Genomic DNA, 11,897 nt, shown 5'->3' with positions numbered 1-11,897 from the left:
CGAGGAGACACCCCGCCGATGCCCAGGCGCCAGGGAACCGCCCTGCTCGTCGCCCTCGTGGCGGGCACCGCCGCGCTTGCCGCGTTCATGGCGTACGCCGGGTCCGCGCTGTTCTCCGGTGCCGGGTCGCAACAGGCCGGCGCGCAGCCGGCGGCCCGTCCGCCCGCCGCGCCCGCCCATTCCACCGGCGTCTGGGTCGCCACCTGGGCCGGGGCCCCCGTGGCCGGGGCGGCGGACCCGTACCCCGGACACGACCTCACCCGGCGCACCATCCGTAACGTCGTCCACACCAGCATCGGCGGCGACGCGGCCCGCATCACCCTCTCCAACCTCTTCGGTACGCGTCCCCTGCTCGTCGACCGGGCCGCGCTGAACGCCCGCCCCGTCTCCTTCCGCGGCGCCCCCTCCGTCACCGTCGCCGCGGGCGGACAGGTCGTCAGCGACCCGGTCGTCGTCCCCGTCGACGCCGACTCCGATCTCGTCGTCACCCTCCGCACGCCCACCGCCGAGGGACCCGTCACCATCCACCCGAACAGCCACCAGACCTCGTACCTCGCGGACGAGCGCGGTACCCGGCAGACCAACGTGTGGCGCTACCTCACCGCAGTGGACGTCCGCAACGCCTCCTCCGCCGGAGCAGTCGTCGCCATCGGCGACTCGCTCACCGCGGGCACCGGCTCCGCCCTCGACGCCAACCGCCGCTGGACCGACGTCCTCGCCGACCGGCTGCGCGGGCGCTACGCGGTCGTCAACCAGGGCATCGCCGGCAACCGCATCCTGCGCGACGGCCAGGGCCGCGGTCAGCGGGCGCTCGCCCGCTTCGACCGCGATGTACTGGGCGTCGCCGGCGTGAAGACCGCCATCATCGCCCTCGGCATCAACGACGTGCAGCAGTTCCCGCAGGAGCAGGACCCGCAGCGGATCGTGGACGGACTGAAGTCCATGACGGAACGCGCCCACGCGCGCGGGCTGCGGGTCGTCGGGGCGACTCTGATGCCGTACGGGGGGTACCCCAGCTGGACACCCGCGCGGGACGCCGTACGGATGCGGGTCAACGAGCTGATCCGGGCGGGCGGCGTCTTCGACGAGGTCGTCGACTTCGACCGGGCGGCACGCGACCCGTACCGCCCCGGCCGGCTCCGCCCGGCGTACGACTGCGGCGACCATCTCCATCTCAACGACGCCGGATATCTCCAGCTGGGCCAGCAGGTGGACCTGCGGAGCCTGCACCAGGAGGCTCCGGCGTCCGACCAGCTCCAACAGTCCGACCAGCTCTGACAGAAGGACGCGGTGGGCGGCGCGTCCGCCGCGACCTCACGCGCCGGACGGACTTGGACCGGCCGGCAATTGGGGGGCGGCGTCACGGGGCTGGGGCACGCACCCCCCAATTGCCGGCCGGTCTTATTCGCCTCCGGGCCCCTTCTTCAGCTGCCGGGCCTGCTCCCTGTCCGCCTTCCTCCGCTTGCGCTCCACACCGACCCCGCCCATCAACGCGAACCCGGTGATCCGCACCCGCGGCGAGCCCGGCGAGGGGATGTCCTCGCCCGTCGCCCGGTCGCCAAAGCCGCCCAGGATGCCGATGCCGCTGACCTTGACATTCAGCTCCGGCGGGACCGTCACCCGCATCCCACCCATGATCGTGAAGCAGCGGATGACGACCTCGCGGTCCTCGAAACGGGCCTCACGAAGATCGATCTCACCGCCGCCCCACATCGTGAACGCGGTGAACGTCCGGCCAACCGTCCACCTGCCCTTGCGCCGGAACCCGCCCCAGACGGCGAACGCGCCCTTCGACGTGGCAGGACCGCCGATGCGTTCCGCCCAGTTGGTGCCTGCCGAATCCTTGGGTGCGGGCGCCGCGCCCGCACCCACCGGTGCCACCGCCCCGCCCGGTGCCGGAAGATCGCGGACGAGCGGCTCCAGCTCCCCATGCGTACGCGCCTTGTAGGCCGCGTCGAGCCGCTGCTCGAACTCCTCCATCTGCAGGCGGCCCTCGGCCACCGCGTCGCGCAGGACATCGGCAACACGTTCACGCTCGGCATCGGAAGCACGCATGTCAGGAAGTTCGCTCGTCATACCGCGCAGCCTATTGAACGCGCCCGCTCACGTCACCGATCCACCGCACCTCGGACCCAGCGCACTTCGGACCCAGCGCACTTCGGATCCAACGTGCCTCGGACCCAACGCGCCTCGGATCCAACGCGCCTCGGATCTAACGTGCCTCGGCCGACGCGTACATCTTCGCGATCACGGCCTCGATGTCCGGCTCCCGCACCGAGAGATCCACCAGCGGATACTCCGCGGCGATCCGAGCCACCAGCGGAGCCGCCGAGCCCGACGCCGGAAAGGCCAGCCACTGCCTCGGCCCGTCCACCTTCACCGTACGCACCGAAGGCTCCGACTCCATCCGGATCGGAGGGAGTTCACGCGCCAGGTCCACGACCAGCGTGCGCTCGCTCTCACCGATCTCATGCAGCCCGGCGAGCGCACCGTCGTACATCAGGCGGCCGTGGTCGATCACCATCACCCGCCGGCAGAGCTGCTCGATGTCCGTCAGATCATGAGTGGTGAGCAGCACCGTCGTGCCCCGATCGGCATTCAAGTCCCGCAGAAATTCACGGACCTTGGCCTTGGAAACCACATCCAGACCGATCGTCGGCTCGTCCAGATACAGCACCTCCGGGTCGTGCAGCAGCGCCGCCGCGATGTCGCCGCGCATCCGCTGCCCGAGCGACAGCTGCCGCACCGGCACGTCCAACAGCTCGCCCAGATCCAGAAGTTCGACACAACGGTCCAGGTTCTCCCGGAACCGGGCGTCGGGAACCCGGTACATCCGGTGCACCAGCCGGTACGAGTCGCGCAGCGGCAGATCCCACCAGAGTGTGGTGCGCTGGCCGAAGACCACACCGATCCGGTGCGCCAGCCTCGTACGCTCCCTGGAAGGGTCGATGCCGGCGACCCGCAGCCGCCCGCCGCTCGGGGTGAGGATGCCCGTCAGCATCTTGATGGTGGTCGACTTGCCCGCGCCGTTCGGGCCGATGTAGCCGACCATCTCGCCGCGCTCCACCCGGAAGCCGATCCCGTCGACCGCGCGGACCTCGCGCCGCTCGCTGCGCAGGAAACCCGTCCTGCGGCGCACGTCGAAGACCTTCTCGACACCGTCGAGCTCAATGAAACCCGTACCCGTATCCATGACCCGTCCTCGCTCCGCTCGTCCTCAGTTGCCCGTGCTCCGGTACGAGCGCAGCCCCGCCCGCCACGCCGCCCCCGCGAGCACCCAGCACACCCCCGCCACCACCGGCGGCAGGAACGCCACCCACTCCGGCAGCCCCAGCGGGTACTCCCGGCCCAGCACGTACAACGCGGGCAGCCAGTTCACAAAGGCCAGCGGCACCACGAACGTCACCCCGCGCACCAGGTCCTTCGCGAAGACCGTCGGCGGGTACTGCAGCAGCGTGTTCCCGCCGTACGTGAAGGAGTTCTGCACCTCCGCCGCGTCCTGCGCGAAGAACTGGAAGGCCGCCCCGCCCACGAACACCGCGCCGAAGATCGCCGCCCCGCTCAGCAGCATCAGCGGGATCATGACCACCTTCAGCGGCGTCCACGCGATGTCCAGCACCGCCAGCCCGTAACCGAGCACCAGCAGCCCCTGCGTGATCCGCCCCAGCCTGCGCAACGCGAACCGGTCCGCCGCCACCTGGGCCAGCACCGGAACCGGACGCACCAGCAGCGTGTCCAGCGTGCCGTCCCGGACCCGGCGGCCCAGCCGGTCCATCGACCCCAGCACCAGATCGGCCAGCCCGAACGCGGTGCCCGAAGCCCCGTACAGCAGGGCGATCTCCGGCAGCGTGTAGCCGCCCAACTCGTCGACGTGCGCGAACATCAGCAGGATCGCGACGAAGTCGAAGCCCGTCGCCGCGAAGTTCCCGAACGCCGTCATGGCGAACGAGGCACGGTACGCCATCGTCGAACGCAGCCACATCGCGACGATCAGCCCGTACGCACGAACCCCCTCGACCAGCCTCGACCGCTCGACGAACACCGCCTCGGGCACCTCGACGGCCCTCGGGACCTCGGTGACCTCAGCCACCCTGAACCACCACCCTCCGCGTCGCCACCGACTGCACCAGCCGTCCCGCCAGCAACAACGCCAGCGCCCAGCCGCCCTGGAAGGCGAACGCCTCCACCAGCCCCCACCCCGTGTGCTTCCCGAGGAACACGTCGGCCGGCACCTGGAGCAGCGCCGACCACGGCAACGCCCGCGCCACCTCGCCCAGCACCCCCGGGAACAAGGTCAGCGGAAGCAGCAGCCCCGAGAAGAACAGCCCCGCCAGGAACGCGATCTGTGCCGCGCCCGCCCCGTCCATCAGCCAGAACGCGGAGAGCGCCACCAGATAGCGCAGAGCGAAACTGACCACGACACCGAACGTCACCGAAACCAGGAACGCCAACCAGACCCCCGGCGAGCCGGGCAGAGCCAGTGGGAACGCCAGCGCCCCCAGCAGCATCGGCACGACACCGCGCGCCAGCAACTGGAACGCAGCCCGCCCCAAGTCACCGGCCAGCCACCACAGTTGAAGATCGACCGGCCGGTAGAGGTCGACCGCCACATCGCCGGTACGGATCCGCTCGACCAACTCGTCCTCGAAACCGCCGCCCATCATCGCGGAGGTCGCCAGCAGCGCCTGCCCCAGCCACACATACGTGAGCGCCTGGGACATGTCGTAGCCGCCGAGCTGCGGACGCTCGTCCCACAGCGCCGTATAGGTGTACGCCAGGATGAAACCGAAGACGGTGTTGGTGAACACCCCCGCCGCCGTCGCAATCCGGTAGGTGGCATGGCGCCGAAACCCGCCCGCCGCAACCACCGCGTACAACCGCATCCCCATCACCCTCGCGCTCGTTCGCACTCGTGCACCCAACCGCGTTGGACACCAAAGCGCACGACCCTAGTACAGCGGGAGCAGCCACCGCGACCGCTTTTCAACGGCCGATCCGGGAGCGATCGCAGGTCGGCCCAGGGTCGATCCGGGGCTTATTCCGAAGAAACGGGCACTATGGGGGAATTGACCGCGTCCGAGGAGTCTCCACCGATATGAGCGACGAGTCACAGCAGCAGAGCGGGGGGCCCGACAACGGGAACCGGTCCCCGAGAGACCCCTCTGCCGGCGCCGGCGCCCCCGCAGGCCCAGCCGCCCCCGGCGGGAAGAAAAAGGGAAGCAAGAACCGCCCCGGACGCACCGGCTGGCGCCGGGCCGTCCCCACCCGGCGGGTGACGCTCGCCACGCTCCTCGTCATCGCCCTGGTCCTGATCGGCGGATTCATCGCCGGATACCAGCTCGTCGGCATTCCGCCCGCCAACCCCACCGCCACCGCGCAGTCCAACGTCTACCTCTACAAGGACGGCAGCTACATCGCCCGCGACGGCGAGATCAACCGGCAGAACATCCAGCTCGCCCAGGTCCCCCTCAGCGTCCAGCACGCCGTCCTCGCCGCCGAGGACCGGAACTTCTACTCCGAACGCGCCGTCGACATCAAGGCGATGATCCGCGCCGGCTGGAACACCCTCACCGGCAAGGGCAAACAGGGCGGATCCACCATCACCCAGCAGTTCGTGAAGAACTACTACCTCGGCCAGGAACAGACCGTCATGCGCAAGGCCAAGGAGTTCTTCATCGCGATCAAGCTCAACCGCGAAGTGAGCAAGGACCAGATCTTCGAGGGCTACCTCAACACCAGCTACTTGGGCCGCAACGCCTACGGCATCCAGGCCGCGGCCCAGGCGTACTACGGCAAGGACATCGGCGACATCACCACCGCCGAAGGCGCGTACCTCGCCTCCCTGCTCAACGCCCCCAGCGTGTATGACGTCGTCGTCCACCCCGAGAACAAAGCCGCGGCCGTCGCCCGCTGGAACTACGTACTCGACGGCATGGTCAAGGAGAACTGGCTCAGCGCATCCGAACGCGCCACCATGCGGTTCCCCGTGCCCGACAAGGTGAAGCCCGCCACCGGACTCTCCGGACAGCGCGGCTACATCGTCCAGGCCGTCAAGGACTACCTCACCACCCACAAGATCATCGACGAGAACACGCTCGCCACCGGCGGCTACCGGATCACCACCACACTGGAGAAGAAGAAACAGAACGCCCTGGTCAAAGCCGTCAACGACAACGTGATGTCGATGACGAGCAAGGAGCGCCCGGCCGACCGCAACGTCCGCGTCGGCGGCGCCTCCATCGACCCCGCGAACGGCCGGGTCGTCGCCATGTACGGCGGCATCGACTACACCAAGCAGTACGTCAACAACGCCACCCGCCGCGACTACCAGGTCGGCTCCACCTTCAAGCCGTTCGTCTTCACCTCCGCCGTCGCCAACCGGTCCACCACCCAGCACGGCCGGCGCATCACCCCCAACACCCTCTACGACGGCACCGACAAACGCATGGTGCGAGGCCCGAACGGCCCCACCGGATACGCCCCCGCCAACGAGGACGACATCAACTACGGACCCATCACCGTCCGAGCCGCCACCGACAAGTCCGTCAACGCCGTCTACGCACAGATGGCCGAGGACGTCGGCCCCGGCAACGTCGAAGACACCGCCATCGCCCTCGGCATCCCCAAGAACACCCCCGACCTGACCGCCTCGCCGTCCATCGCACTCGGCACCGCCACCGCCAGCGTGCTCGACATGACCGAGGCATACGCGACGCTCGCCAACCACGGCAGACACGGCACCTACACCCTCGTCGACAAGATCAGCAAGGATGCCGAGGAGCTCGCACTCCCCGGCAGGACAACCAAACAGGCCGTGAGCCGCGAAGCCGCCGACACCACCACCTCGATCCTGCAGAGCGTCGTCGAAAACGGATCGGGAACCGCCGCCCAGGGCGCCGGCCGCCCCGCCGCCGGCAAGACCGGCACCGCCGAGGAGGACAAGGCCGCCTGGTTCGCCGGCTACACCCCGAACCTCGCGACCGTCATCGCCGTCATGGGCCAGGACCCCGACACCGGCGTACAGAAACCCCTGTACGGAGCACTCGGCCTGTCCCGCGTCAACGGCGGCGGCACCCCAGCCCAGACCTGGGCCCAGTACACCGGCGCCGCACTCAGCGGCACCGGCATCGAAGAATTCGACCTCGAACTCGAAAGCGGCGCCGAGGAAACCGCCCTGCCCACCGACGAAGGCGCCAGCCCCACCGACACCGGCACCCCGTCCGAGACACCGTCCAGCCAACCGCCGAGCAGCCCGCCCACCAGCCCCGTCGGCAGCGGACCCGCCACCGCGGCACCGCCCACCGGCCCCGCGGCCGACGGCAGCACGGACATCGGCAGCACGGACATCGGCGGCGACAACGGGGGCGGCGACAACGGCGGCATCGACGAACTCTTCCCCGAGGGCGCGGACGGCGCCCTCCCGGCCCAAACCGGGTGACCTTCGGGGCCTTTCTTTCGGATCAGCCCGGCAGGATCCAAAAGAAAGGCCCGGTGCACCCCTGCGGGGCTCAGTGCCCCGACGTCGCCTTCAGCCCCACCACAGCCACCAGCAACAGAGACACGAAGAATATCCGGGCGGCGGTCACCGGCTCATGCAGCACCACCATGCCGAGCACCGCCGCCCCCGCCGCACCGATACCGACCCACACGCCGTACGCCGTACCGATCGGCAACGACTTCGCCGCCTGCGACAACAGCACCATGCTGGCCACGATCCCGAACCCGGTGAACACACTCGGCCACAACCGGGTGAACCCATCCGTGTACTTCATCCCGACCGACCAGCCCACTTCCAGCAGACCGGCAACAATCAGCAGAACCCACGCCACGACGGCACCTCCGAACACCACAGACACACGGACATCACGGGTGCGTCGTCTTTGCGGAAACCCGGTACGGCGCGTCTCGTCGGGGTCCCACCAACATAGCAAAGAGCATGCATAAGGCCTGGTGACACCGGTCACCAGGCGTTATGCCACACATCTCGCAGGCAACAGAGCTACAGATACAGCCCGGTCGAATCCACCGAACCCTCGAACCGGTCCGCCGCCACCGCATGCAGATCCCGCTCCCGCATCAGCACGTACGCCACACCCCGCACCTCGACCTCGGCACGGTCCTCCGGGTCATACAGCACCCGGTCGCCCGGCTCCACCGTCCGCACATTCTGGCCGACCGCAACCACCACAGCCCAGGCCAGCCGGCGCCCCACCGCAGCCGTCGCCGGAATCAGAATGCCGCCGCCCGAACGCCGCTCACCCTCAGGCGTATCGGACCGGACCAGCACGCGGTCATGCAGCATACGAATGGGCAGCTTGTCGTCGGTGTTCTCGCTCACGACCCGAAACCTACCTGCCCGCAGCCGTCCCGCACGCCCCCGGGGTCAGCCTTCTCAGCGCTTCTTGCGCCGCACCGACACCACCAGCAGCCCCACCACACCGACCGCCAGCAACGCCGCCGGAACCACCCGCTCCAGACGCGGCGCGCCATCCTCCGACACAAACTGCGCCTTCACGTCCGACACCGTCCGATTCACCGCGACGAACGCCCGCCCGGCCGTCCGGTCCACGGCCTCGGCAGCCTTGGCCTTCGCATCACCGATGATCGTCTTCGGGTGCACCCGCACCCCGATCTCATCGAGCACCACCGCAAGCTGCTCACGCCTGCTGATGATGTCCGCCTCGATCTGCGCAGGGGTCCTGGCATCCGACACTGCGCCGCCTCCGTGGTCCTCGTCCGGTCAACCTTCATCGCCAGTCTGTCAGCTCAGCCACCCGCATACCCGACGGCACCCCTATTACGCTCGGTCCCGTACACCCCACACGCCCCTGAGGAGAACCATGAGCGAGCGACTCCAGCCCGGCGACACCGCCCCCGCCTTCACCCTCCCCGACGCCGACGGCAACGACATCTCGCTCGCCGACCACAAGGGACGCAAGGTCATCGTCTACTTCTACCCGGCCGCCCTCACCCCCGGCTGCACCAAGCAGGCGTGCGACTTCACCGACAACCTGGAACTCCTGGCCGGCGCAGGATACGACGTCATCGGCATCTCCCCCGACAAGCCCGAGAAGCTCGCCAAGTTCCGCGAGAAGGAAAACCTCAAGGTCACGCTCGTCGGCGACCCCTCCAAGAAAACCCTCGAGGCATACGGCGCGTACGGCGAGAAGAACTCCTACGGCAAAACGGTGACAGGCGTCATCCGCTCCACGGTCGTCATCGACGAAGAAGGCAAGGTCGAGCGCGCCCTCTACAACGTCAGGGCCACCGGCCACGTCGCCAAAATCATCAAGGACCTCGGCATCTGACCGACGCCACGCCCCTGTGCCGGGCGTCGCATTTTCACTCCCCATCGGTTTGCGACCGCCATGACCGCGCAGAAGCCTTTCCTGGAACACCCCACCAAGGAAAGGACCCGGCCATGGCGGCCTCCGACCTTCAGCAGGTGGCCGACCCCGAAGCGGTCAAACGCCACCCCGCCCTCTTCCGCCTGATGGCGGGAATGCTGGGCTTCCTCTTCCTCTCGCGCCCCTCCTTCCTGCTGATCCGCCAGGGCGGCATCCCGGCCATCACGATCGGCATGGTGATGCTGGGCCTCTCCCTGGTCTGCATGCTCGGCACGATGTCCGCCGCACTCCCGGATCGACAACGGTCGCGAGAACCTGCGATACCTGTGTCCGTCCTGCCACAGCCAGACCGAATCCTTCTCGAACCGACGCAGCCGCGCACAGTAGAGTGGGCGCGCGGGTCCGTACCCCAGCTGGCTAGAGGGCGCCGGTTTAGGTCCGGTGTGTCGTGGGTTCGAGTCCCACCGGGCCCACAGGCAAGAACTGGTCGCCACCTTCGTTTCGAAGGTGGCGACCATCTGCATGTCACCCCACCAGCTCCCGCACCACCGGCACCAGTGCCCTGAACGCCTTCCCCCGGTGGCTGATCGCGTTCTTCTCCGCCGGGGTCAGTTCCGCGCAGGTCCGGGTCATGCCCTCCGGCTGCAGGATCGGGTCGTAGCCGAAGCCGTTCGTGCCGGACGGGGCGTGGCGAAGGGTGCCCAGGAGGCGGCCCTCGACCACGCGTTCCGTGCCGTCCGGGAGGGCGAGGGCCGCCGCGCAGGCGAAGTGGGCGGCGCGGTGGTTGTCGTCGATGTCGGAGAGCTGGGCCAGCAGCAGGTCCAGGTTGGCGCGGTCGTCGCCGTGGGTGCCGGCCCAGCGGGCCGAGAAGATGCCGGGGGCGCCGCCGAGTACGTCGACGCAGAGGCCCGAGTCGTCGGCGATCGCGGGGTGGCCCGTGGCCCGGGCCAGGGCGTGGGCCTTGAGGAGGGCGTTCTCGGCGAAGGTGACGCCGGTCTCCTTGACGTCGGGGATCTCGGGGTACGCGTCCGCGCCGACAAGTTCGTGGCTGAGCCCTGCGTCGGCGAGGATCGCGTGGAGTTCGGTGATTTTCCCGGCGTTGCGGGTGGCGAGGATCAGGCGGGTCATGTGCCGATTATCGCGGGGTGCCGGGCGGGGTCCGCTATGAGGTGCAGACGTTGCCGATCTCCTTGGCGGCGTCGGTGACCGGGGTGATGTCCGGGGTGGCGTCGCCCTTGTCGATGGCGTCGCGGACGTTCTTGACGCCGGCCTGGAGGTCGTCGACGGCCTTGGAGAGGTCGGCGTTGTCCGTCTTGTCGCCGAGGTTGCCGAGTTCCTTGTCTATCTCGTCGAGGGCCTCTGATGCTTGGATGGGGTCGTTCGAGGCGTTGGAGACGGCCTGTCGGAGGTTGTCGACACTGGTGGCTATGGCGTCGGCGGTACGGACGCAGTCGAGGGCCTTGTCGACGGCGCCGCAGCCGGCCGCGGCGGTGAGGGTGAGAGCGGTCAGGGTCAGTGCGACGGTGATGCGGCGGTGGCGGGTGGCCTTGGCCATGGTGCGGTTCCTCCCCGGGTGCGGATACGCGGACGGACGCACGGTTCGACCCGTGCGTCCGTACTCGTAACGACGCTCTGTGGTGCGTACTTGGTTGCTTCTTTACTCGCCGAGCGTGCGGGCGAGGGCCGCCTGCTGGATGGCGCTGAGGTCGACGCAGCCGCTGGTGGCGAGGTCGAGGAGCTCGTTCAGTTCCTTGCGGTCGAAGGGCTCGGCCTCGGCGGTGCCCTGGACCTCGACGAAGCGGCCGTCGCCGGTGCAGACGACGTTCATGTCGGTCTCGGCGCGGACGTCCTCCTCGTAGCAGAGGTCGAGGAGCGGCGTGCCGTCGACGATGCCGACGCTGACGGCGGAGACGGTGCCGGTCAGCGGCTTGCGGCCGTGCTTGATGAGCTTCTTGCCCTGGGCCCAGGTGATGGCGTCGGCGAGGGCGACGTACGCACCGGTGATGGCGGCGGTGCGGGTGCCGCCGTCGGCCTGGAGGACGTCGCAGTCGAGGACGACGGTGTTCTCGCCGAGTGCCTTGTAGTCGATCACGGCGCGCAGGGAGCGGCCGATGAGGCGGCTGATCTCGTGGGTGCGGCCGCCGATCTTGCCGCGTACGGCTTCGCGGTCGCCGCGGGTGTTGGTGGAGCGGGGCAGCATGGAGTATTCGGCGGTGACCCAGCCTTCGCCGCTGCCCTTGCGCCAGCGCGGGACGCCTTCGGTGAAGGAGGCGGTGCAGAAGACCTTGGTGTCGCCGAAGGAGATGAGGACTGAGCCTTCGGCGTGCTTGCTCCATCCGCGTTCGATGGTGATGGGGCGGAGCTCTTCGGGGGTGCGGCCGTCGATACGAGACATGGCGTCGAGCCTATCGGCTGGGCCGTGGGCGCCGGTCGGGGTGTGCCGGGGGGCGGGTGAGGGTGCAGCGGGGGGTGGTGGGGGTGTGCCGCAGGCCCCGTTCTGGCGGGATCGGGGCCTTGGGGTGCGGAGCCGGGCCGGCTCAGCGAGTGGTT

Annotated in this window: 13 protein-coding genes, 1 tRNA gene, 1 pseudogene and 1 riboswitch; of the genes and pseudogenes, 5 read left to right on the top strand and 10 right to left on the bottom strand. The window is 69.1% G+C overall.

From position 1 onward, the window contains the following. Positions 1-18: 18 nt before the first annotated feature. Entirely contained in the window at positions 19-1,278 is a 1,260-nt protein-coding gene (locus tag OH809_RS27130; RefSeq protein WP_406515738.1) for an SGNH/GDSL hydrolase family protein, read from the top strand. A gap of 123 nt (positions 1,279-1,401) precedes the next feature. Here the strand turns inward: OH809_RS27130 and OH809_RS27125 are convergent, their stop codons facing one another. The 4 genes from OH809_RS27125 to OH809_RS27110 form a co-directional block, all read right to left on the bottom strand. Further along, entirely contained in the window at positions 1,402-2,055 is a 654-nt protein-coding gene (locus OH809_RS27125; protein ID WP_406419850.1) for a DUF1707 domain-containing protein, read from the bottom strand. Positions 2,056-2,212: 157 nt separating this feature from the next. Then, positions 2,213-3,193 (bottom strand): ATP-binding cassette domain-containing protein, encoded by a 981-nt coding sequence (locus OH809_RS27120; RefSeq protein ID WP_406419851.1) that lies wholly within the window; start codon positions 3,191-3,193, stop codon positions 2,213-2,215. Positions 3,194-3,217: 24 nt separating this feature from the next. Next, entirely contained in the window at positions 3,218-4,090 is an 873-nt protein-coding gene (locus OH809_RS27115) for an ABC transporter permease (RefSeq protein WP_406419853.1), read from the bottom strand. Further along, positions 4,083-4,883, bottom strand: a complete 801-nt coding sequence (locus OH809_RS27110; RefSeq protein ID WP_406419855.1) for an ABC transporter permease — start codon at positions 4,881-4,883, stop codon at positions 4,083-4,085. The genes OH809_RS27115 and OH809_RS27110 overlap by 8 nt, the downstream gene beginning before the upstream one ends. 212 nt (positions 4,884-5,095) lie before the next feature. Between OH809_RS27110 and OH809_RS27105 the strand changes: the two genes are divergently transcribed. Then, positions 5,096-7,438, top strand: coding sequence for a transglycosylase domain-containing protein (locus tag OH809_RS27105; RefSeq protein WP_406419857.1), 2,343 nt, complete (start codon positions 5,096-5,098; stop codon positions 7,436-7,438). Positions 7,439-7,508: 70 nt separating this feature from the next. On the opposite strand, the gene OH809_RS27100 is transcribed toward OH809_RS27105, so the two are convergent. From OH809_RS27100 to OH809_RS27090, 3 genes are all read right to left on the bottom strand, one after another. Next, on the bottom strand, positions 7,509-7,829 hold the full coding sequence (locus tag OH809_RS27100) for a DMT family transporter (RefSeq protein WP_406419859.1): 321 nt from the start codon (positions 7,827-7,829) through the stop codon (positions 7,509-7,511). 39 nt (positions 7,830-7,868) lie between these two features. After that, a riboswitch (guanidine-III (ykkC-III) riboswitch) is annotated at positions 7,869-7,940 on the bottom strand. Between the two features lie 59 nt (positions 7,941-7,999). Continuing rightward, positions 8,000-8,338, bottom strand: a complete 339-nt coding sequence (locus OH809_RS27095; protein ID WP_030923137.1) for a co-chaperone GroES — start codon at positions 8,336-8,338, stop codon at positions 8,000-8,002. 54 nt (positions 8,339-8,392) lie between these two features. Then, positions 8,393-8,713, bottom strand: coding sequence for a DUF3618 domain-containing protein (locus tag OH809_RS27090; protein WP_406419861.1), 321 nt, complete (start codon positions 8,711-8,713; stop codon positions 8,393-8,395). A gap of 127 nt (positions 8,714-8,840) precedes the next feature. Between OH809_RS27090 and bcp the strand changes: the two genes are divergently transcribed. The 3 genes and pseudogenes from bcp to OH809_RS27075 all read left to right on the top strand — a co-directional run bounded on the left by bcp (position 8,841) and on the right by OH809_RS27075 (position 9,820). Continuing rightward, positions 8,841-9,308 (top strand): thioredoxin-dependent thiol peroxidase, encoded by a 468-nt coding sequence (gene bcp / locus OH809_RS27085; RefSeq protein ID WP_406419862.1) that lies wholly within the window; start codon positions 8,841-8,843, stop codon positions 9,306-9,308. A gap of 182 nt (positions 9,309-9,490) precedes the next feature. Beyond that, positions 9,491-9,640: pseudogene (locus tag OH809_RS27080) on the top strand (MFS transporter); the annotation flags it as partial. 105 nt (positions 9,641-9,745) lie between these two features. Then, a tRNA-Leu gene (locus OH809_RS27075) sits at positions 9,746-9,820 on the top strand. Between the two features lie 52 nt (positions 9,821-9,872). Here OH809_RS27075 and rdgB read toward each other — a convergent pair. The 3 genes from rdgB to rph all read right to left on the bottom strand — a co-directional run bounded on the left by rdgB (position 9,873) and on the right by rph (position 11,742). After that, on the bottom strand, positions 9,873-10,475 hold the full coding sequence (gene rdgB / locus OH809_RS27070) for an RdgB/HAM1 family non-canonical purine NTP pyrophosphatase (RefSeq protein ID WP_406419864.1): 603 nt from the start codon (positions 10,473-10,475) through the stop codon (positions 9,873-9,875). 34 nt (positions 10,476-10,509) lie between these two features. Further along, on the bottom strand, positions 10,510-10,902 hold the full coding sequence (locus OH809_RS27065; protein WP_406419866.1) for a hypothetical protein: 393 nt from the start codon (positions 10,900-10,902) through the stop codon (positions 10,510-10,512). A gap of 102 nt (positions 10,903-11,004) precedes the next feature. Then, on the bottom strand, positions 11,005-11,742 hold the full coding sequence (rph, locus tag OH809_RS27060; protein ID WP_406419868.1) for a ribonuclease PH: 738 nt from the start codon (positions 11,740-11,742) through the stop codon (positions 11,005-11,007). Between the last annotated feature and the right edge of the window lie 155 nt (positions 11,743-11,897).

The sequence above is a fragment of the Streptomyces sp. NBC_00873 genome, from assembly GCF_045207415.1.
Classification (GTDB): Bacteria; Actinomycetota; Actinomycetes; order Streptomycetales; family Streptomycetaceae; genus Streptomyces.
Note: the sequence above shows the minus strand (reverse complement) of the source record. Positions and strands in the feature narration are given on the sequence as shown.

Bases quoted from the DNA above. Each gene is read 5' to 3' on its own strand.
- OH809_RS27130 (WP_406515738.1), top strand. From the start codon at position 19: ATGCCCAGGCGCCAGGGAACCGCCCTGCTCGTCGCCCTCGTGGCGGGC.
- OH809_RS27125 (WP_406419850.1), bottom strand. From the start codon at position 2,055: ATGCGTGCTTCCGATGCCGAGCGTGAACGTGTTGCCGATGTCCTGCGC.
- OH809_RS27120 (WP_406419851.1), bottom strand. From the start codon at position 3,193: ATGGATACGGGTACGGGTTTCATTGAGCTCGACGGTGTCGAGAAGGTC.
- OH809_RS27110 (WP_406419855.1), bottom strand. From the start codon at position 4,883: ATGCGGTTGTACGCGGTGGTTGCGGCGGGCGGGTTTCGGCGCCATGCC.
- OH809_RS27105 (WP_406419857.1), top strand. From the start codon at position 5,096: ATGAGCGACGAGTCACAGCAGCAGAGCGGGGGGCCCGACAACGGGAAC.
- bcp (WP_406419862.1), top strand. From the start codon at position 8,841: ATGAGCGAGCGACTCCAGCCCGGCGACACCGCCCCCGCCTTCACCCTC.
- rdgB (WP_406419864.1), bottom strand. From the start codon at position 10,475: ATGACCCGCCTGATCCTCGCCACCCGCAACGCCGGGAAAATCACCGAA.
- OH809_RS27065 (WP_406419866.1), bottom strand. From the start codon at position 10,902: ATGGCCAAGGCCACCCGCCACCGCCGCATCACCGTCGCACTGACCCTG.
- rph (WP_406419868.1), bottom strand. From the start codon at position 11,742: ATGTCTCGTATCGACGGCCGCACCCCCGAAGAGCTCCGCCCCATCACC.